19 protein-coding genes are annotated in these 20,325 nt (G+C 65.3%); 8 read left to right on the plus strand and 11 right to left on the minus strand.

All coding sequences use genetic code 11. The features are described 5' to 3' along the window. The first annotated feature begins 371 nt into the window (after positions 1-371). Together KAJ83_RS10090 and KAJ83_RS10095 are read left to right on the plus strand one after the other, a co-directional pair. A complete protein-coding gene (locus KAJ83_RS10090) occupies positions 372-4,058 on the plus strand; it encodes a vitamin B12-dependent ribonucleotide reductase (protein ID WP_210681943.1) in 3,687 nt (1,228 codons plus the stop codon). A gap of 243 nt (positions 4,059-4,301) precedes the next feature. Further along, complete coding sequence (locus KAJ83_RS10095) at positions 4,302-4,829, plus strand: PAS domain-containing protein (RefSeq protein WP_210681944.1); 528 nt, start codon at positions 4,302-4,304, stop codon at positions 4,827-4,829. 32 nt (positions 4,830-4,861) lie between these two features. Here KAJ83_RS10095 and KAJ83_RS10100 read toward each other — a convergent pair whose 3' ends face one another. Further along, positions 4,862-5,692: a ferredoxin--NADP reductase gene (locus tag KAJ83_RS10100; protein WP_210681945.1), complete on the minus strand. Its 831-nt coding sequence runs from the start codon at positions 5,690-5,692 to the stop codon at positions 4,862-4,864. Positions 5,693-5,805: 113 nt separating this feature from the next. Here KAJ83_RS10100 and KAJ83_RS10105 point away from each other — a divergent pair, with 113 nt between their 5' ends. Both KAJ83_RS10105 and KAJ83_RS10110 read left to right on the plus strand, forming a co-directional pair. Beyond that, complete coding sequence (locus tag KAJ83_RS10105; protein ID WP_210681946.1) at positions 5,806-6,483, plus strand: HAD family hydrolase; 678 nt, start codon at positions 5,806-5,808, stop codon at positions 6,481-6,483. Continuing rightward, on the plus strand, positions 6,480-7,562 hold the full coding sequence (locus KAJ83_RS10110) for an AbrB family transcriptional regulator (protein ID WP_210681947.1): 1,083 nt from the start codon (positions 6,480-6,482) through the stop codon (positions 7,560-7,562). The genes KAJ83_RS10105 and KAJ83_RS10110 overlap by 4 nt, the downstream gene beginning before the upstream one ends. Positions 7,563-7,573: 11 nt before the next feature. Here KAJ83_RS10110 and KAJ83_RS10115 read toward each other — a convergent pair whose 3' ends face one another. Genes KAJ83_RS10115 through KAJ83_RS10130 form a run of 4 tightly spaced genes read right to left on the minus strand, consistent with a single transcriptional unit; the run spans position 7,574 to position 11,081 of the window. Then, entirely contained in the window at positions 7,574-8,182 is a 609-nt protein-coding gene (locus KAJ83_RS10115) for a hypothetical protein (RefSeq protein WP_210681948.1), read from the minus strand. Between the two features lie 47 nt (positions 8,183-8,229). Then, complete coding sequence (locus KAJ83_RS10120; RefSeq protein ID WP_210681949.1) at positions 8,230-9,036, minus strand: SDR family NAD(P)-dependent oxidoreductase; 807 nt, start codon at positions 9,034-9,036, stop codon at positions 8,230-8,232. A 60-nt stretch (positions 9,037-9,096) separates the two neighbouring features. Next, complete coding sequence (locus KAJ83_RS10125; RefSeq protein ID WP_210681950.1) at positions 9,097-9,495, minus strand: GFA family protein; 399 nt, start codon at positions 9,493-9,495, stop codon at positions 9,097-9,099. Beyond that, on the minus strand, positions 9,492-11,081 hold the full coding sequence (locus KAJ83_RS10130; protein ID WP_210681951.1) for an AMP-binding protein: 1,590 nt from the start codon (positions 11,079-11,081) through the stop codon (positions 9,492-9,494). Before KAJ83_RS10130 ends, KAJ83_RS10125 begins: the two co-directional genes overlap by 4 nt. Positions 11,082-11,415: 334 nt before the next feature. Here KAJ83_RS10130 and KAJ83_RS10135 point away from each other — a divergent pair, with 334 nt between their 5' ends. From KAJ83_RS10135 to KAJ83_RS10145, 3 genes are all read left to right on the plus strand, one after another. Beyond that, entirely contained in the window at positions 11,416-12,138 is a 723-nt protein-coding gene (locus KAJ83_RS10135; protein ID WP_210681952.1) for a rhomboid family intramembrane serine protease, read from the plus strand. A gap of 49 nt (positions 12,139-12,187) precedes the next feature. After that, complete coding sequence (locus KAJ83_RS10140; protein WP_210681953.1) at positions 12,188-12,784, plus strand: nitroreductase family protein; 597 nt, start codon at positions 12,188-12,190, stop codon at positions 12,782-12,784. Positions 12,785-12,861: 77 nt separating this feature from the next. Further along, positions 12,862-13,350 carry a fasciclin domain-containing protein gene (locus KAJ83_RS10145; RefSeq protein ID WP_210681954.1) on the plus strand — a complete coding sequence of 163 codons (489 nt, stop codon included), beginning with the start codon at positions 12,862-12,864 and terminating at the stop codon, positions 13,348-13,350. A gap of 110 nt (positions 13,351-13,460) precedes the next feature. Here KAJ83_RS10145 and tssG read toward each other — a convergent pair whose 3' ends face one another. From tssG to tssB, 6 genes are all read right to left on the minus strand, one after another. Then, entirely contained in the window at positions 13,461-14,585 is a 1,125-nt protein-coding gene (gene tssG, locus KAJ83_RS10150; protein ID WP_210681955.1) for a type VI secretion system baseplate subunit TssG, read from the minus strand. Then, positions 14,549-16,375, minus strand: a complete 1,827-nt coding sequence (tssF, locus tag KAJ83_RS10155) for a type VI secretion system baseplate subunit TssF (RefSeq protein ID WP_210681956.1) — start codon at positions 16,373-16,375, stop codon at positions 14,549-14,551. The genes tssG and tssF overlap by 37 nt, the downstream gene beginning before the upstream one ends. After that, complete coding sequence (gene tssE, locus KAJ83_RS10160; protein WP_210681957.1) at positions 16,372-16,869, minus strand: type VI secretion system baseplate subunit TssE; 498 nt, start codon at positions 16,867-16,869, stop codon at positions 16,372-16,374. The genes tssF and tssE overlap by 4 nt, the downstream gene beginning before the upstream one ends. A gap of 84 nt (positions 16,870-16,953) precedes the next feature. Next, complete coding sequence (locus KAJ83_RS10165) at positions 16,954-17,439, minus strand: Hcp family type VI secretion system effector (protein ID WP_210681958.1); 486 nt, start codon at positions 17,437-17,439, stop codon at positions 16,954-16,956. Between the two features lie 73 nt (positions 17,440-17,512). After that, positions 17,513-18,964 carry a type VI secretion system contractile sheath large subunit gene (tssC, locus tag KAJ83_RS10170; protein WP_210681959.1) on the minus strand — a complete coding sequence of 484 codons (1,452 nt, stop codon included), beginning with the start codon at positions 18,962-18,964 and terminating at the stop codon, positions 17,513-17,515. 100 nt (positions 18,965-19,064) lie between these two features. Next, entirely contained in the window at positions 19,065-19,589 is a 525-nt protein-coding gene (tssB, locus tag KAJ83_RS10175) for a type VI secretion system contractile sheath small subunit (RefSeq protein ID WP_210681960.1), read from the minus strand. Positions 19,590-19,980: 391 nt separating this feature from the next. On the opposite strand from tssB, the gene KAJ83_RS10180 reads away from it, so the two are divergent. Then, the gene (locus KAJ83_RS10180) at positions 19,981-20,304 is read left to right on the plus strand and encodes a hypothetical protein (protein WP_210681961.1); all 324 of its coding nucleotides are present in this window, start codon (positions 19,981-19,983) and stop codon (positions 20,302-20,304) included. The last annotated feature ends 21 nt before the right edge of the window (positions 20,305-20,325 follow it).

The following is a 20,325-nucleotide window of genomic DNA, read 5'->3' on the forward strand; positions in this document are numbered from 1 at the left end:
CCTCCTGAAAAGCCAATCGCGTGACGGTTCCGACATCGCGGAACCCGCCCGGCGTTATCGCACCGCAGGTCCTGTCCGTCCAGAGGGGCAAGGGCCGCGCGCGAACATAGCGGCCCGGCGGGAAAACCGGCGCCCGCCTCTCGCGGCGTTGTCCGCCGCCACGAATCGATAGTGGGTATTTGAAATAATTCCTCTCACAAAAACTAATTGAAGGGAGCTACATCTAGTGTATTCTAATCCTCGCAGCCGCAAGGGATAGGGGAGACATGGGGGAAATACGGGCCCGGGGCGCCCGTTCCGCTTCGTTTCCGTGACCGATGGCCGACGACCACTAGCACCATTCTCAAGTACCAACCTGGCGTGAGGAAGCAATGCGGGTATCGCGACGATTCACGAGTGAAGGCGAGTCGCCCTACGAGACGATCGATTTTCGGCGGACCGACAGCGAGATCCGCAATCCCGACGGCACGACCGTCTTCTCCCTCAAGAATATCGAGGTTCCGGGACATTGGTCCCAGGTGGCCTGCGACGTGCTGGCGCAGAAATATTTCCGCAAGGCCGGTGTTCCCGCGGCCACCAAGCCGGTGGAGGAGAACGACGTTCCGTCCTTCCTGTGGCGGCGCGTGGCGGACGAGAAGGCGCTCGCCCGCCTGCCGGAGGAGGCTCGCTATACCCATGAGACCAGCGCCCGTCAGGTGTTCGACCGGCTTGCCGGCGCCTGGGCCTATTGGGGATGGAAGGGCGGCTATTTCGACGCCGACACCGACGCCCAGGCCTATTACGACGAAATGCGCTACATGCTGGCGCGCCAGATGGCGGCGCCGAACAGCCCGCAATGGTTCAACACCGGCCTGCATTGGCTGCACGGCATCGACGGACCGAGCCAGGGGCACCACTATGTCGATTACCGCACGGGCAAGCTGACCAAGTCGAAGAGCGCCTACGAGCATCCGCAGCCCCATGCCTGCTTCATCCAGTCCGTCGCCGACGACCTGGTGAACGAGAAGGGCATCATGGACCTCTGGGTCCGGGAGGCGCGGCTGTTCAAGTACGGCTCCGGCACGGGCACCAACTTCTCCGCCCTGCGCGCGGAGTGCGAGCCGCTGGCCGGCGGCGGCAAGTCCTCCGGCCTGATGAGCTTCCTCAAGATCGGCGACAAGGCGGCCGGCGCCATCAAGTCCGGCGGCACGACCCGCCGCGCGGCAAAGATGGTCGTGGTCGATGTCGACCATCCCGATGTCGAGCAGTTCGTGAACTGGAAGGTGATCGAGGAGCAGAAGGTCGCCGCGCTGGTCGCGGGCTCCAAGCTCCATGCCAGGCACCTCAACGCCATCATGCGCGCCTGCCACGATGCGACCGCGCTCTCGGAAGAGGCCCGCTTCGACCCGAAGGCGAATGAGACGCTGCGCGGCGAGATCAAGGCCGCGCGCCGGGTCATGATCCCGGAGAACTACGTTCAGCGAGTGATTCAGTTCGCGCGCCAGGGCTATGCCGAGATCGAGTTCCCGGCCTATGACACCGACTGGGATTCGGAGGCCTACAACACCGTCTCCGGTCAGAATGCCAATAACACGGTCCGCGTCACCGACACCTTCCTGAAGGCGGTCGAGGAGGATGCGGATTGGGAACTGATCCGCCGCACCGACGGCAAGGTCGCCAAGACGGTCGGTGCCCGCGAACTGTGGGAGCAGATCGCGCATGCGGCCTGGGCCAGCGCCGATCCCGGCCTGCAATATGATACGACGATCAACGACTGGCACACCTGCCCGAATTCCGGCCGGATCAACGCGTCGAACCCGTGCTCGGAATATATGTTCCTCGACGACACGGCCTGCAATCTGGCCTCCCTCAACCTGATGCAGTTCCGGCGCGACGATGGCGGCTTCGACGTGGAAGGCTTCGAGCATGCGGTCCGGCTATGGACCATGACGCTCGAAATCTCGGTGCTGATGGCTCAGTTCCCGTCGAAGGAGATCGCCAAGCTCTCCTACGAATACCGCACGCTGGGTCTCGGCTACGCCAATATCGGCGGCCTTCTGATGGCGGCCGGCCTGTCCTATGATTCGGACGAGGGGCGCGCGCTGTGCGGGGCGATCACGGCGCTGATGACCGGCGTCGCCTACGAAACCTCGGCCGAGATGGCGCAGGAACTCGGCGCCTTCCCCGGCTACGGGAAGAACCGCGACGCCATGTTGCGGGTCATCCGCAATCATCGCACCGCCGCCCATGGCCGGGCCGACGGCTATGAGGACCTGGCGATGGCGCCGGTGGCGCTCGATGTCGCCAACGTGCCCGGCACGGACCTGGCGACGGCCGCCGCCGCCGCCTGGGACCGCGCGCTCAAGAAGGGCGAGGCGCACGGCTATCGCAACGCGCAGGCCAGCGTCATCGCGCCGACCGGCACGATCGGCCTCGTCATGGATTGCGATACCACGGGCATCGAGCCGGATTTCGCCCTGGTCAAGTTCAAGAAGCTGGCTGGCGGCGGCTATTTCAAGATCATCAACCGCACGGTGCCGGAAGCGCTCTCGAAACTCGGCTATTCCGACGCGCAGATCGACGAGATCGTGCGCTACGCCGTCGGTCACGGCAGCCTGAAGGACGCGCCGGGCATCAACCACGCGACCCTGATGGAGAAAGGCTTCGACGACGAGGCCCTGGCCCGTCTGGAAGCCGCGTTGGGTAATGCCTTCGACATCAAGTTCGCCTTCAACAAATGGACGCTGGGCGAATCCTTCTGCACCGACGTGCTGGAACTCGATGCATCCCTGATGGACGACATGTCCTTCGACATGTTGGCCACGCTCGGCTTCGCCAAGGCGGATATCGAGGCGGCGAACATCTACTGCTGCGGAGCGATGACGCTGGAAGGCGCGCCGCACCTGAAGGCGGAGCATCTGCCGGTCTTCGACTGCGCCAATCCCTGTGGCAAGCTGGGCACGCGTTATCTCTCGGTCGACAGCCATATCCGTATGATGGCGGCCGCCCAGCCCTTCATCTCGGGCGCTATCTCCAAGACCATCAACATGCCCAACAAGGCGACGGTCGAGGATTGCAAGAACGCCTACATGATGAGCTGGCGCCTCGGACTGAAGGCGAACGCGCTCTATCGCGACGGCTCCAAGCTCTCGCAGCCGCTGGCGACCTCGCTGGTCGACGATGTGGACGAGGCGGAGGATCTGGCGGAGGAGATCGCCGAGGCCAAGCCCCAGGAGGCCGCGCCGATGGTGGCCGAACGCATCGTGGAGCGGATCGTCGAACGCGCCGCCGAACGCGCGCGCCTGCCCCATCGCCGCAAGGGCTATACCCAGAAGGCGATCGTCGGCGGCCACAAGGTCTATCTGCGCACGGGCGAGTACGAGGACGGGCGCCTCGGCGAGATTTTCATCGACATGCACAAGGAAGGCGCCGCTTTCCGATCGCTGATGAACAACTTCGCCATCGCGGTGTCGATCGGTCTGCAATATGGCGTTCCGCTGGAGGAGTTCGTGGAGGCCTTCACCTTCACGCGCTTCGAGCCGCAGGGCATGGTCGAGGGCAATGACGCCATCAAGATGGCGACCTCCGTCCTGGACTATATCTTCCGGGAAGTGGCGATCAGCTATCTCGGCCGCGACGATCTCGCCCATGTGCAGCCCGACGACATGTTGCCCGACACCATGGGCAAGGGCGACCGGGAGGGCGAACTGCCCGAGACCGCCGCCAGTGCCATCGAGGCGATCCAGCGGATCACCAGCCGCGGTTTCGTGCGCAAGACGGATCTGACCGTCTATTCCAACGCGGTCGCGCACAGCGCGGGGGGCGGTGGCGGCGGACGGCCACGCGCCTCCAACGACGCCGGCACCGCCACCACGCGGGAGAGCCATACCCATGTCGCGGCCATGGCCGTCGAGGATACGGTGATGACCGAGGCGGATACCCGCGCGGCGCGCATCCGCGAAGCGCGTCAGAAAGGCTATGAGGGCGATGGATGCGGCGAATGCGGCAACTTCACTCTCGTGCGGAACGGCACCTGCATGAAATGCGTCACCTGTGGCGCCACCAGCGGGTGCTCATGAGGCCCGGCCCTGCCTATTTGCCGGGCGGCGCGATCGGCTGAAATGCCGGGTCGCGCCACGGTGCTCCCTGTGAACTGCCCCCGGCCATCGCGGCCGGGGGCTTTTTCATGTCCCGGGCCGGCTCCGTGGCTGTCCGCGCATTTTCACGGAGGGCGGGCCTCTTTCACCTTGTCCGGCGACGCTTTACTTCTAATGGTCCCATCGAATGTGGCGATATGGCATGCAATCAAGCGAGGGTCGACGATGAACGGCCACCCCGGCAAGCCCGGAAGCCTGAGCAAAGCCCTGTTTCCCACGGTGGACAAGCCGCTGGATATCGAGTGCGTCGCGGATTACCCGATCCTCGCGGAGACATACGCGGCGTGGCTGAACCTCTGCGATCCCGATCCGCCGGATACGATCGACCCGGTTCTGATCCCGCCCCGGGCACTCTCGCACATGATGTTGGTCGACCTCGACTTCGAGCAGAAGGATGCTACCGTCCGCTTGGCTGGCACGACGGCCTGCGATCTCTATGGCCGGGAAATGCGCGGCATATCGGTCCATGATTTCTTCGATGAGGAGGACGGCCCGCTGGTCCTCGCCTCGCTCTTCTCGGCCGCGTGCGAGGGGCGGCCGACATTGGCCAAGCGGAGCCATATCTCGATCGCCGGATTGCCCTGGAGCTATACGCGCCTGATCCTGCCTTACCACAAGCGCGCCGGGCGGTGCGAAAAGATCGCGAAGGTCGTGGAGCCGGAGACGCTGACACGGATCACGGGCAAGAGCTGAACCCCACCCGCCTCGTCCATGTGTCCCGCCCATTATTCGGCGAAGGCTTTTTCCACAACGAACTGTCCCGGCCGGTTGTTGGCGCCTTCCTCTAGGCCGTGGGCGATGCACATCGCCTTCACGTCCGCCAACATCGCCATCGACCCGCAGATCATCGCGCGATCCTCCTCCGGACCGATCGGCGGCAACCCCAGATCGGCGGCGAGTTTACCGCTGTCGACCAGTTCCGTGATCCGGCCCCGGCGCGGAAAATCGGGCTCGCGAGTAACGCTGGTATAATGGATGAGATGGCCGTCCACCATCTCTCCGACCAGCGGGTCGTCCCGCAACGCGGCCACGAGTTCCTCGCCATAGCGCAGTTCGGCCGAGGTGCGGCAGGTATGGGTCAGGATGACCTGATCGAATTTCTCATAGGTCTCGGGATCGCGAATCAAGCTGGCGAAAGGCGCGATGCCGGTGCCGGTGGCGAAGAAATAGACCCGCTTGCCCGGCAGCAACGCATCATTGACCAACGTGCCCGTCGGCTTCTTGCGCATGAGCACCGTGTCGCCCGGTTGGATTTTCTGAAGGTGCTGCGTCAGCGGACCGTCCGGCACCTTGATCGAATAGAATTCGAGCGTGTCGTCCCAGGAAGGGCTGGCAACCGAATAGGCGCGATACACCGGCTTTTCCGCATTCGGCAGGCCGATCATGCAGAATTCGCCGGAGCGGAAGCGGAAACTGGCCGGGCGCGTGATCCGGAACCGGAAAAGGCTGTCGGTATAATGTTCGACCTCCGTCACGGTTTCGGCGAACACATTGTCCGGAATCGGAAATGTGGCCTTCTCCGCCGTTGCCTCGCTTGTCCGACTTCCACCATCCATCGACACGATCCTTCCCGATATTGCACTGCAACAAGGTGTAAAATAATCATCCTCGCCGAGAGGTCAAGCTTGGTGCTTTGCCCATTCGGAGAAATCGCGCTATCAGGAATGCCATGTCCCCTCCCTATCCGATCGACACCTATCTCTTCGATATCGGCAATGTGCTGATCCGCTGGACGCCTGAGGTCCTGCTCCATGATCTCTTCGGCGGCGACGGCACGGCGGTGCGCGACTTCTCCGCGGCGATCGACCTGCCGGGATTGATCCTGGACCAGGATCGTGGCCTCACCGTCGCGGAGGCCGAGGCACGGGTCGCCGCCCGCGCACCGGAGCATTTGGAGAGTTTCCGAACCTATGAGCGCCGATGGATCGAGACCATCGCCGGTGAAATTCCGGAAACCGTGGCCTTCCTGCGTGCCTTGCGCACCGCCGGGCGACCGGTCTACGCACTCAGCAACTATGCCGCCGACCACATGGTCTGGAGCGAACCACATTACCCGATCCTGACGGAATTCGACGGCCGCGTGATCTCCGCCCATGAGGGTGTCATCAAGCCGGAGCCCACGATCTATCAAATCGTGATCGAGCGATTCGGCATCACCCCCGCCCGCACCCTCTTCATCGACGACCGCGCGGAGAACGTGGCGGCCGCCCGCGCGCTTGGCTTCCGCGCCCATTGCTTCGATACCGACAGGCCGCGTGCACTGGCCGAGGCCCTTCCCGCGCCGGATGCGGCACTCTTCCACGCGGCGATCGAGGATGCCGGCATGCGCGAAGGTCCGGTCGAATGATGGGGGTCGTGCGCGCGGATATCGGCCCGATGGTCCTCGCCTTGGCGGCCGGCGCGGCCGGCGCCTTCGGCGCCCAGGCGGTTTCCCTGCCGTTGCCCTGGATGCTGGGGCCGATGTGCGTATGCACCGCCCTTGCCCTCCTGAAGGTACCGATCCGAGGGCCGATGCCGATCCGCCCGCCGATGATCGCGATCCTCGGCATCATGCTGGGGTCGGGATTCAGCCCCGAGATGCTAGGCCGGGCCAGCCAATGGGCGGTCAGCCTAGCGATGCTGGGGGCCTATGTCGCGACGGTCGGGGCGCTCGCCTATCCTTATTTCCGTCGGGTCGGCGGCTATGATCGCGTCACGGCCTTCTTCGCCGGCATGCCCGGCGGGCTGAACGAGATGATGTTGGTCGGCCATGCCTATGGCGGCGACGACCGGCGCATCGTCCTGACCCATGCCAGCCGTATCCTGCTGGCCGTGCTGCTGATCCCGATCTTCTTCCGCCTGACCACGGATATCGACATGTCGAACCGGTCCGCCTTCGGCGTTTCCATCGACGAGGTCAGCCTGAAGGACTATGCGATCCTCGCCACCTGCGCCGTGGTGGGCGTGCCGGTCGCCAAGCTGCTGCGCCTGCCGGCGGCGCTGCTGATCGGCCCGATGATAATCAGCGCCTTCGTCCACCTGATGGGGTGGAGCGCTTCGCAGCCGCCGCGGGAAATCGTCAATCTGGCTCAATGGATCATCGGCACCGTGATCGGCTGCCGGTTCGTCGGTGTCGCGCGGGCGGAGATTTTCCGGGTACTGCGCATCTCCGTCGGCGCGACCGCGATCATGCTGGCGGTGTGCGCCTTCTTCGCCCTGTTGCTTCACTGGCTGGTGGGGATGGAGGTAGATACGGTCGTTCTCGCCTACGCGCCCGGAGGGCTGGCGGAAATGTCGCTGGTGGCACTGGCACTGGGGACGGACGTCGCCTTCGTCGCGACGCACCACATGGTGCGCATCATCCTGGTGGTGATGGCCGCGCCCGCCTTCTTCCGCCTGAGCGCCCGTTGGAACAAGGGACGCGACCGGGAAACACGCCGCGAATAGCACCCGCGATATCAGTTAACGCGTTGGGGTACCTTGGGGGCCTTGGGGTCCGGCAGGCTGGGGTCGGCGAGGCCCCATTGCGCGCGGTTGGCGGTCATGATCAGCATATGGGTCAGGCCATGCATCTCCCGCTCGCTGACGGCGAGGGTGACTTTCCGCGTATTGTCGCCGCCTTCCGACAGGATGACCTCCATGATGCCGTTCTTCTTGGCGTTGATGGTCATCCGCCCGACCAGAAGCGGCCCGTCCGGCGGGAAGGGCGGCAGTCCCGATCCCTGCCCCGTTTCCTTGCCGTTCCCGTCGCCATCCACCACGGTATCGGTATCCGGCGCGGCCTTTTCCGCGTCCGGGCCGTTCCCGGTCGGGTTGTATGGCCGCGTGAAATCGGCCTGGGCGACGGCGCTTTCCCGGCGGAACTGGCTGACCGCGCGGCGCTGATCGACCGGCGCCGCGCCCATGCCTTGGACATGATCCAGGATCTTGGCCGTCGCCCCCAGCCAACGCGACGCCATGCGGCGCGTCATCCAAAGCCGCACTTCCCGTCCCTGCGCCGGATAACGCACGAGGATGCGGTCCTCGTGCGGCTCATAGGTCATGGCGATCTGCGTGCCGTCAGCCATCGCGGCCGATAACTCCCCACTCCGCGATCGAGGATCGCCTCGCCGCCTCAACTATATTTAAGCGTGATGCCGCCATCGACCACCAATTCCAAGCCCGTGACATAGCGCGATTCGTCGCTGGCCAGGAAAAGGCAGGCATTGGCGACGTCCCAGGCATCGCCCATATGGCCCATCGGACATTGCGAATCGCGAATCTTCCACATCTCCTCGACATCCCCCCTCGCGTACTCGCCGGCGAGGCCCGTCGATTTCTCGACCATCGGCGTCTTCATCAGGCCGGGCAGGACCGCGTTGATCCGGATGCCCTTCGGCGCGTACTGCACGGCCGTGGTCTTGGTCAGGTGATTCATCGCCGCCTTGGTTGCGTAATAGGTGCTGTAGGGAACGCCCGTATAGCGGATCGCCGCGATCGAGGAGATATTGACGATCGATCCACCGCCCGCCGCCTCCATATGCGGGATAGCGTATTTCATCGCGAGATAGCAGCCCTTCAGATTGACGTCGAAGACGCGGTCCCACTCCGCCTCCGGCAACTCGACCACCCCGCCGACATGGGCGATCCCGACATTGTAGTCGAGCACGTCGAGCCGCCCATGCGCCTCGACAGTCCGTGCGATGACCGCCTCGATCTCGGCCGATTTCGCGACATCGACGGATAGCGCCATCGCCTCCCCGCCCTCGCCCTTGATGATCTCGACGGTCTCCTCGGCGGCCTTCGCATTGACGTCGGCGCACACGACCGTGGCCCCCTCCCGCGCGAAGAGCGCCGCCGTCGCCTTACCGTTGCCCCAGCCGGGGCCGACGGAGCCGGCCCCCACCACGAGCGCGATCTTGCCCTCCAGGCGTTTTGTCATGGTTTCTCCCTGATTTTCACTTTTTGTCGGACGGCTCGGGCCGGACGGTTCTGTTTCCCGTCAGTCCTCGCCCCGTGCGTGACGCGGCAGATCGTCCGTGACCTGGAACCAGGGCAGGCGGTCCGCCTCGAAGATATGGCGACGCGGCGGCAAATCCCCCGGCCGGTCGAGCGTCATCGCCTCGATCGAAATACTTTCCGGGTGGTCGCGGTCGCGGAACTCCAGATGGCTGCCACAGGTTGGGCAGAAGCGGCGCTGGGCGCCCTCGCTGGAACGGTAGATGCTGGGCGCGCCCTTGATATAGCGCACCGCCTCCGCCGGAAATTCCGCATAGACTTGCGCCGGCCCGCCCGACAGACGCCGGCAGATCGAGCAATGGCAATAGCCGGTGTCGAGCGGCTCCCCCGTCACCTCGTAGCGCACGGCGCCGCACTGGCAGCCGCCTGTCCGTTTCGTCATGTCCCCATCTCCTTGGTGGCCACCGGTTCCATGGTCCCCGTCCCCCTCGTGACGTCCCCCCTCGCGGCGTCCTCTCTCGCGGTGTCGAGCGCGCGCAGTTCGGTCTTCAGGATCTTCCCGTAATTGCTCTTGGGCAATTCGTCCACATGGACATAATGCTTGGGCCGCTTGAACCGCGCCATGCGGTCGAGACAGAGCGCGTCGAGCGTGTCGGCCGTCGCCGATCCCACGATATAGGCGATGACGATTTCCCCCCATTCCGGGTCCGGTCGTCCGATGACGGAGCACTCGGAGACCGCCGGATGGGTCAGCAGCACCTCCTCCACCTCGCGTGGATAGATGTTCGTGCCGCCGGAGATGATGAGATCCTTCGACCGGTCCTTGAGGATTAGGAAACCGGAGGCGTCGAAGGCCCCTATATCGCCGGTATGAAGCCACCCGTCGCGCAGCGTCCTCGCCGTCGCGTCCGGATCGTCGAGATAGCCCAGCATGACGCTGTTGCCCCGGCAGACGATCTCGCCCGACTCCCCGGTCGGCACGTCCCGCCCGTCATCGTCGACCACGCGCACCTCGGTATTGAAATAGGGCCGCCCGGCGGAGCCCAGGCGCGCGCGCCAATCCGGGTGGTCGCGATCCGCGATCTCCTCCCGGCGCAGGCAGGTGATGGTCATCGGGCTTTCCCCCTGACCGTAGAGTTGGGCCAGCCGGGGGCCGAGACGGCCGAGGGCGGCGGCCGCGTCCTCCGCATACATCGGCGCGCCGCCATAGATTATGCATTTCAGGTTGGCGAGGGCGGTTTCCGTGATCTCCCCCTCCCAGCGCACCAGCCGGTTCACCATGGTGGGGGCGGCGAACATCGCCGTTCCGGGCCAGGCCGTCAGGGTCTCGACGATCTCCGGTGGGGAGAAGCCGCCGCTTTCCGGCACCACGTTGGTCCCCGCATGGGCCAGGTGCGGCACGATATAGAGGCCGGAGCCATGGCTCATCGGTGCGGCGTGCAGGCAGGCGTCGCCCGGCGCGATCGGGGCGATATCCGCCAGATAGGCCGCCGTCATGGCCATCAGGTTGCGATGGCTGAGGATGGCGCCCTTGGGTCGCCCGGTCGTCCCCGAGGTATAGAACAGCCACGCCGGATCGTCCGGCGCCACATCCGCCACCGGCATCGGGTCGTGATCGGCGATCAGCGCCTCATAGGCCGCGCCCTCCAAGTCGATCGCCACGCGCCCGCCGGAGACCGTCTCCGCCAAGTCCGGCGTGACGAGGACATGGGACACACGGGCCGCGTCGAGGATATAGGCGACCTCGTCCCGGTGCAGCTTGTTGTTGATCGGCACGACGGCGAGCCCGGCATGCCAGATCGCGACCATGGCCTCGACATAGGCCGGGTGATTACGGGCCAGCAGGGCGACACGCGCGCCGGGCGCGAGGCCGGCCCCGCGTGGTCCGTTGTCCCGCAAACCGGCGGCGAGACGCGCGGCGCGCGCGCCCATGTCCGCATAGTCGCGGTGGATGGCCTTACCCCAACCCGTCGCGGCCACATCCGGATGAGCCCGGGCCGCATGCTCCACCCATTTGGCGAGATTCATCGATCCTCCCTTGGCGCGGCGTTCTGCTATTCCTTTTCCCATGGTCCGCGCGCTGGCGGATTATGCCCAAGCATCGGGCAGCTTTCCAGGAACGCGGCGTCCCCTCCGCCATCCCGTGGGGCATCGACGCCCCCTCCGGGGGGGGAGGACCGCATGGCCATCTGGCCGCGCCCCCCTATATCATGCGGACCACCACGGGCGGGACCTCGACCCTCGCATGAGCACCCGCCCCGCGCGGCACCGGCAAGGGGTGGGTGATGCGCTTTGACCCTTCCGGGGGCGACCGGCATGATCCGGGAGCCCGAGCACCGTCAACCGAAGGCCCATATCCCCCATGAAACCGTCTCCCCGTTCCCCTTTCCGCGCGCCCCCGTCCGGCGGCACGAGGCAACCGCTTCTGAACGCACCGACCATCGTGCGCTGGGTCGCGGGCGTGACGATCGCCGCCCATGTCATCCGCCTGCTCGCGATGAATGGCTGGCTCGGGACCGGGGAATGGGTGGGACGCGCCTTCCTGACGCTCGCCTTCATTCCGGCGCGCTACGGCTCCGCGGGCGCGTGGGAAACCGACCTCGCCGCCATCCTGATTTCCCCGTTCGGGCATACGCTGATCCATGGCGGGTGGGCGCATCTGCTGGTCAATATGGGCTTTCTGCTCGCCTTCGGGGCCCCCGTGGCGCGGCGCATGGGCGGCGTGCAATTCCTGCTGCTCTATGGACTGACGGCGGCGGCAGGGGCCTTCATGTTCACCGCCTTCACGCCCCAGGGTATATCGCCGCTGGTCGGCGCCTCCGGGGCGATCTTCGGTCTGTTGGGCGCGATCCTGCGCGTCGCGCTCTATCCGCCGGCGGGGGTGCCGCCTGCCCCCTTCCCCTTCAATCAGCGCCGCCGCGCCTTCGTGATCGCGGGCGTCTATGTGGGGATCACGCTCCTGATGGGGGTGGCGCCACGCATATCCGGGATCGAGGGGGCCATCGCCTGGGAGGCCCATCTGGGCGGATTGCTGGCCGGATTCCTGTTGATGCCCTTTTTTGACATGCGGGGAGTTCCTAAATAAACGCCAGATGCGACTCTCTCGCAATTATAAATCCTATCGGAGAATGCCCATGACCGGGGTCACCTCGGACGATCTGATCCAATTTCTGAGTTCCCGCCAGTCGATCAAGGCGGTCGAGTTGAACGAGCCCGCCCCGGACGACACCGCCCTGGAACGGTTGTTGAGCGCCGCCGTCACCGCGCCCGACCATGGCGCGATCCGGCCCTGGCGCTTCCTCGCCATCCGGGGAGAGGCACGCAACCGTCTGGCGGACATCTTCGAAAAGGCCTTGCGCGCCCGCGATCCCGATGTCGCGGCAGATGAAATCGCCGCGCTTCGCGGCAAGCCGCTGCGCTCCCCGCTGATCGTCGCCGTGGTGGCCGAGATCACGGAAAACCACCCGAAGGTTCCGCCGGAGGAACAGGTGATCGCCACCGCCTGCGCCGCGCAGAATCTCTTGCTCGCCGCCCATGCGGACGGGTGGGGCGCGATCCTGCTGACCGGCTGGACGGCGCATGACCCCATGGTCCGCAAGGCCCTCGGCTTCGCGGAAAAGGATCAACTCATCGGCTATGTCTATATGGGCACGCCGGGAGAGCAGCAACGGACCAAGAAGCGGCCCGATCCCACGCGCTATCTTTCCGAATGGATCGGTCCGGAGAATTGATCCCCCACCCCTTGTCCCATCGCGAAGCGATCCTAGGTGTTGTTTCGTGTTCCGAAGCAATGTTGCAAGGAGAGCCCATGATGAAACATCGATCCGTGACCGCCGCCGCAGCCATCGCCGTTCCGGCCATGCTTGCCATGGGGACCGCCAACGCCGCGACGCTGATGCAGACGGCCGGCGAGGACACACGGTTCTCGACCTTCACCCGGGCGGTCGAGGCCGCCGGGCTGACCGAGATGCTGAACAGCAACACCTTCACCGTCTTCGCGCCGACCGACGAGGCCTTCTCGAAATTGCCGGCCGGCCGACTCGACGCGCTGATGCAACCGGAGAATAAGGAGGAGCTTCGCGAGCTTCTCACCTATCACGTCGTTTCCGGCACGCTGCTCTCGCAGGAAGCCATGCAGAAAAGCGGCTTTCGCCCCCAAACCGTCAACGGCGACGCGGTTCGAATCGATGCGACGGGCGGCGGCATCTACTACGATAACGCCCATATCGTGGCCACCGATATCGACACCGATAACGGCGTGATTCATGCGATCGACGCCGTCGCGCTGCCGGACTGATCCATTCGCCATCCCATTCCGCCATCGGCGGGATGAACCGGCCCGTCGGCGCGCCAATGCGCCGGCGGGCATTTTTTTGGGCGGCTCCCGGGGAAAGCGATGGCACCGCCTTACAGCCGGGTCAGCGCGCCCTCGTCGCGGATGGTGATGCGGACCTGCTCGTCATCGCGCGCGGGCGGATGGGTGGAGAGCCACGTCGTCCAACCGAGCCGCATATCGCCACCAAGCCGCATGGGCGGCACCTGATCGCGTTTCAACACGAGCCGGGCGGTGAAGTTGAATTCCGGGGAAACATAGAACAGCACCATCGACAGCAGGGGCCGGTTCGCCGGTGCGCCCGGCAGGAACTCAAGGAAACGGTCGAGATCGAGCGGCCCGATGACGAGTTCTATCCCCGCCTGCTGCTCCCAGAAACGCGTGCCGAGCACCGCCGTCCGGCCGAGCGCGTTATTCCGCCCCCCCGTCATGCCACCCGGCACACCCGGCCGCGCCCCCAGATGCGTCCATTGATCGCGTTCCAGCCGGAACCAGGTTCCGACGAACTGCCGAACCCGCATCGGCACGCCGAAATGGTCCTGGAACATCTGTTCCAATCCCAACGCCGTTCGCGGGCGATGGACAAGCAGCCCGGCATAGCGTTGCAGCGAGCGGTCCGGCACCGTCATCCGGTCGCGCTGCCCAGGGGTGCCGAGCCCCATGAAGCTGAAGAGGAACCGCCCGACGGGTCCGCGATGGGGCGGCCTGTTCTCCAAGGCCAGTCGGTGCGCCTTGCGCACCCGCACCATGAGCGATATCAGCCGGTGATTGAAGATATCGAAGAAGGCGCGCCAGGCATGATCCTTCCGGGCGGCGCGGGCGAGGAAGCGTTCCGTCATCACCCGCGGCATGGGGCCCATGGCACCGACCAGCCCCAGGAACCGCGTCGTCATGCGCGCCGGCCGGTCCGGCCGGTCGGCCAGCGTCAAATCGCGGATCGAACTGGCCGGGAAGGCAAGCGAGGGGTCGGCGGTGAAGCGCACGGCCTCGCGCCTCGGATCGCCGGTCTCCCCGACCGGCACGGCGGGTGGGGAAGCGGACTCCGGATCGTCGCCGGACAGGACGAGGCCACCATCCTCGAAATCGAGACCGCGCGACAATTCGAGAACCCGCACCGCCTGATAGAAATCGAAGCGATAGGGCTCCTCCTCCAGCGCGCGGATCAGAGGAGGAATTGATCGCCGGCGCGAGGCGGCCATTGCTTCCAGATCCCTTCGCGTTGCTGGGAGCGCGCGGTGAGCTGCGCGAACGAGTTGATCGAGGCATAGAGCCCGAGGAACCGGTTCAGGACCGAGGCCAGGAGGATCGCGCTGGACCCGACATAGGCCCCCTCGTCGAAGGTCAGGTTGACATCGACCCCGCGCGCGAAGCCACGCCAGGCCTCCGGCCCCAGGCGGCGCACGGCGCGCCGGCATTCCATGCGCACGATGCCGTTGATCTGCTGTTCCACCGCCGGATCGCCGGTTCGGGCATAGAGGCGCAGGATCTCCTGCAACGCCTTCAGGGAACCCTCGAACTGGCTGAGCGAGAGATAGTTGAGCGAGAGATGCGAGACCAGCCGCCACAGGGTTTCCCCGCCGAGCGGCGGGTTCAACTGGCGCGTCGGCTTGTAGAGCACATCGATTCCGGCGAGCGGCGCGCTCTCCTCGATCTGCAGAAGGGCACCGGCCTGAAGCTGTTCGGCCAAGCCCCTGTTGGTGCACAGCGTATGGGCGTAGAGCGTGGTCGCCGCAGGTTTCGCCGGCCGCCAATCGAGGTCGAGAAAGCTGATCCACATATCGGTGCCGCGCAGGTCGCCGCGACTGGTCGCGTCGCGCCGCGCGTACCAGAAGGCATGCGCGCCCTGCCCGCCGCGTGTCTGGCTCGCACCGTGGGAATAGGAGAAGAAGGGCTCCACCCGATAGGCGTCGGCCTCCGGCAGGTTGCTGGCCGTGACGTCGAGGATCGAGTGAATTTCCGTGATCCGCTCCCGCCGCCGGTCGGCGACGAGGCGATACTCGCTCTGCCGCCCATCGATGCGCACGGGCTCGGAGGTCTTGCGGAACAGATTGACGACCGGGGTGCAGTGAAGCGCGAAGGTCTCCGCATCGATGCTGAGACGGCGCTTCGGGGCCTTGTCCAACAGGATCAGGATATCGAGACGCTGCCGCGCATCGCCGGGCCGCAATCCCGCAAGATCGAAGAACAGGAACTTCTCCGGGATCGTGAAATATTCCTGCAGCAGGTGATAGGCGGGCTGACCGTGCGGTGGCACGTCGATCACCGCATCCTCGCGCTCGAAGCCGACCGGTTCGATCGCCGCCGGGCCGAGTTCGATCGGCCGGTCGCGCCGGCCGTCGGGCAACAACACGACCGACCGCGCATGGACGAACAACAATTCATAGAGCGTATCGGCCGTGACCCTGTCCGCGTTGAGATGGACGCGCAGCCGGTCGAGTCCGAGTTCCGAGATCGCCGCGTCCGTCGTCTTGATCGACAGCCGCAGGACCGCGTTCACATCCGGCCGATGGTCGAGGAAGTCATAGCCGTCGGTCGACTGAAACCCGGCCTCCGCCACCTCCAGCGGCCAGAGCGTGACCGGATAGCCGGTGCGGAACCGGCAGGTCATGCCGTTCGGGGCGGTGGCGAAAAGCGGCGTTCCCCTCGGGATCGGATGACCGCCGGTGAGTTTCCCGCGCTCCGGGTCCGGGCGCAGGCGCGCGATCGTCATCGAGGGCGTCGGACAGGTGAATTGCGGATAGAGGATGCCGAGCAGCGCCTCCGGAATCTTCGGAAACTCCGCGTCGATATTCTGCTGGATGCGCGCGGTCAGGAAGGCGAAGCTCTCGATCAGGCGCTCGACATGGGGATCGGCGCTCTCGCCCTCGCCCATCTCCAGGCGGCCCGCCACCTTCGGATAGGTCTCGCCAAAGGCGCGCCCCATGCGACGAAGATAATCGAGTTCCCGCTGGTAATGCGGCAGAAGCTCCTCGCGGTAATCGTCGCTCATCGGGCCGTCTCCCCGGCCTCGCCCTGCTCGTCGCCTTCCTCGCCGGGCGGCGCGATGCGCACGGGAAAGGCGATCGGCTGGGTGACCGTGCCGTAGCGCATCTCGCCGGAAACCTCGACCTCCAGCACGCGGGTCTCCCGGTGAAGCCCGCCGATCGTCACATTGACCGACGCCAGCCTGGGCTCATAGGCCGCGATGGTGCGCGCGACATGGCTCGCCAGCCGGCGCTTGTCCTCAACGCTGTCGGTGAAGAAGGCGTTCAGATCGACGAGGCCGTAATCGATCACCGTGCGCGCGCCGTAATCGACCTCGGATTCCCGCAAGGGACAGCGGGTGTTGAGCAACATACGCACCTCGCGCTCGATCGACCGGGCCAGCGCTTCGATATCGATCGCGATCCGGGGAATCGGCTCCGCCGTGACGGACGGAGTCTCGTCGATCAACCGATCGAAGAGCGGGGCGCGGGCGCCGTCGGTGGAATGGAGGGGACGCATGATCTAGCTCCCGGCCCGGCCGCCGCGCGCCGCGCGGGCAAGCGCGTGCGACCTTGTGCTTTCCACCCCCGCCGGGTCGCCAGCCTACGCGCCCTTGTTGACGGTGACGTCCCATTCGGAGGCGATGGAGCCCGGCTCCTTCACATCCTGCGACTGAACCTTCACCTCCCATTTGATCTTGGTGTAGTTGAGACTGACCATCTCGATCGGCGTGTCGCCGCCGCCGCCGGAGATCGACACGGAGGAAACCATGGCGTTCTCGAAGGTATAGATCAGTTGCGGCGTATGGGCCTTCTCGCCCGCGGTACGCAGGACGGTGAAGATCACGGTGCCGAGATTGGCACCCATGCAGCATTTGAAATTCAGCAGCGGCGAGGACTTGTCGGCGTATTTCGAGATGACGAAATCGCTATGCTCCACCCGCCCGCGCGACCGGCCGACATTGGAGACGTCGGTATGCAGATGGTTGTGCACCGAGTGATTGAAGCTCTGGCACAGGATCTGTTTCTCATAGCCCTCGATGGTGGCCTCGCCCTCCACCCCATCGATCTTCATGACCAGCACGTCCATGACGGCGTTCCCCTATTGCTAGCCGTTAGGCGCCCCGACACCGGTGGGCCGGGCGCGCGGCGGCGATCGTCGATCAGGCCGCCGGCGGCGGCAGTTCGGCCACGAGACGGACCGAGGCGGTGAGCTCCTCGAGCTGGAAATGCGGCTTCAGGAAGACGGTCGCGTTATAGGCACCCGGCTTGCCCGGAATCTCCCGCACGTCGATCCGCGCCTCGCGCAGCGGGAAACGTGCCTTCGTCGCCTGCGGCGCATCGTCCGTCAGCAGCACGTAGTTCGCGATCCAGGTGTTGAGGTAATCCTCGACATTGGCGGCCGTCAGGAAGCTGCCGATCTTGTCGCGCATGATCGCCTTGAGATAGTGGGCGAAACGCGAGGCCGCGAGCACATAGGGCAGGCGCGCGGAGAGCGCGGCATTCGCATTGGCGCTGTCGAGATTGTACTTCTTCGGCTTCTGCGCCGTCTGACCGCCGAAGAAGGCGGCATAGTCCGTGCCCTTACAGTGACACAGCGCGATGAAGCCGAGGTCGGAGAGTTCCTTTTCCCGCCGGTCGGTGATGGCGATTTCCGTCGGGCATTTCAACGCGATCTCGCCGTCGTCGGTCTTGAAGGTATGCGCGGGCAGCCCCTTCACCGTGCCGCCGCCCTCGACGCCGCGGATCGCCGCCGTCCAGCCATAAAGCGAGAAGGCGTTGGTAATGCGCTGGGCGAGTGCCCAACCGGCATTGCCCCAGAGATAGCGCGAATGATCGCGGCCATCGACATCCTCGACGAACTCGAACCCCTCGACCGGCACCGTGTCGGGCCCGTAGGGCAGGCGCAGCAGAACGTGAGGCAATGTCAGCGCGACATAGCGGCTTTCCTCGCTGTCGCGGAAGCTGCGCCATTTGATGAGTTCCGCGCTCTCGAAGATCTTGGCGAGATCGCGCGGCCCGCCGAGATCGGTGAAACTGTCCATGTCGAACAGCCGCGGATTGGCCGCCGAGACCATCGGCGCGTGCGCGGCCGCCGCCACCTCCGCCAGCTTCTCCAGAAGCGCCATGTCCTGCGGATGACGGCCGAACTCGAAATCGACCATGAGGGCGCTGTAGGGGTGGCCGCCGAAGGTGCCGTATTCCTCCTCGTAGATCTTCTTGAATAGAGCCGACTGGTCGAACTCGACCGCCTTCTCCAGGTCGGTCAGCACGTCCTTCTTGTTGGCGTTGAGAACCCGCAGCTTGAGCTTGGTGCTCGTCTCGGTGTTCATGACGAGATAATGCATGCCGCGCCATGTGCTCTCCAGCGCCTGGAAATCGGCATGGTGCATGATCTCGTTGAGTTGCTCGGAGATCAGCGCGTCGATCTCGGCGATCTTTTGCGAGATCAACGCGGCCGTGTCGGCGGAGACATCCGTCCCCTCGGCCACGACGCTGTCGATGAATTCGCCGACCAGATCGACGGCATAGGGCTTCTGCTCCTCCGCCCGGGCCAGCCTGCCCTCGGTCATGATCTGCTCGAGGACGTTCATTTCGCTTTTTTCGTCAGCCATCGCTCGCTTCCCTTCGCCCCGGCCCGCCCCGCCGCCTCGGCGGTCGCGGCGCGAGGAGCCAGTGTGCCCCGCTCGATTCTAGTCGATGCGCGGGGGCGGCCTATTCGTCGCCGCTTTTCGCCTCTTCGAGGAGCTTCTTCAGCTCCTTCTGCTTGTCGGCGTCGGAAACCATCTCGCGCAGCAGACGATCGAGATCGTCGTTGCCGTCGAGCTTGGTCATCAGGTCCGCCAGCCGCCGGCGCGCATCGAACAGCTTCTTCAGCGGCTCGATCTGCCGCACGACGTTCTCCGGCTCGAAATCGTCGAGGCTGCGGAAGGTCAGCTCGACATTCATCTTGCCGGCGTCCTCGCTGTCCTCGTCCGCCATGCGGTTGTCGACCTGATAGGCCGCGCGCGGCTTCACGCCGGCCATCACGTCGTTGAAATTGTCGCGGTCGATCTCGACGAACTTCCGCTCCTTCATCTTGGGCAGCGGTTCCGTCGGCTTGCCGGACAGGTCCGCGATGATGCCCATGACGAAGGGAAGCTCCTTCATCTCGATCGCGCCGCCGATCTCCACGTCATAGGTGATCTGGACACGCGGCGGGCGGACCCGGCCGATCTTGTGCTGGATGCTGTCGGACATCGACGTCCCCCCGTATGGTTCGCCTCCCGGGCACGGCTGTTCCCGGGCGACATCGATTGGCGGCCCGCCCGGCCGTCAACCCGCTCGCGATTGATGGGCGGCCGCCCGCCGATTCGGCGCGGCGCCCTCTTATCCCATTGCGAAGTAAAATCGAATTAGAAAATTCTTGCAAGTGCCGAATTCACCCGGGTTTTTGTCAGGGTTGTTACTTGGCGAACCTTCTGGAGTCTTCCAATAAAATCCCGGAATCCCTGACGCTATTTGATGCTCAGGAATCCCCCCTCCAACTTCTTGAAAAGAAAGCGTTTCAACATCCCTGGCGCACCAGGGCGCTTTATGCCTACACTCAACGACAGCGCGGGCGCGAAGCCACGACAAAGGGGGAGACGCCATGAGCGATGATATCGTCGAACTGAGCGGCAACGAGAGCCCGCCCGGCCAAATCCGGGTAAAGCTCGACCTGGAATTGCCGCATGCCGAGGCGATGGCGGTGCTTGGCATCGTCCATGATTACAAGGACAAGGCGAAGAAGCAGGCGGAGGCCGAACGGCGCCGCGCCGAAGCCGACCGGCGCAAGGCCGAGGCCGCCGCCAAGAAGGCCGCCCAGGCCGAGGCCGCGAAGGCGAAAAAAGCAAGCACGACGAAGACCGACGCCGCGGCGCCCGCCGACGCGGCCCAGACTGGCGGCACGGATGGCGGCACGGCCGCGAACTGAGCGCCGCGCCGACACGCCGAA

This window comes from Marivibrio halodurans (genome assembly GCF_017963645.1).
Taxonomy (GTDB): Bacteria; Pseudomonadota; Alphaproteobacteria; order UBA8366; family Aestuariispiraceae; genus Marivibrio; species Marivibrio halodurans.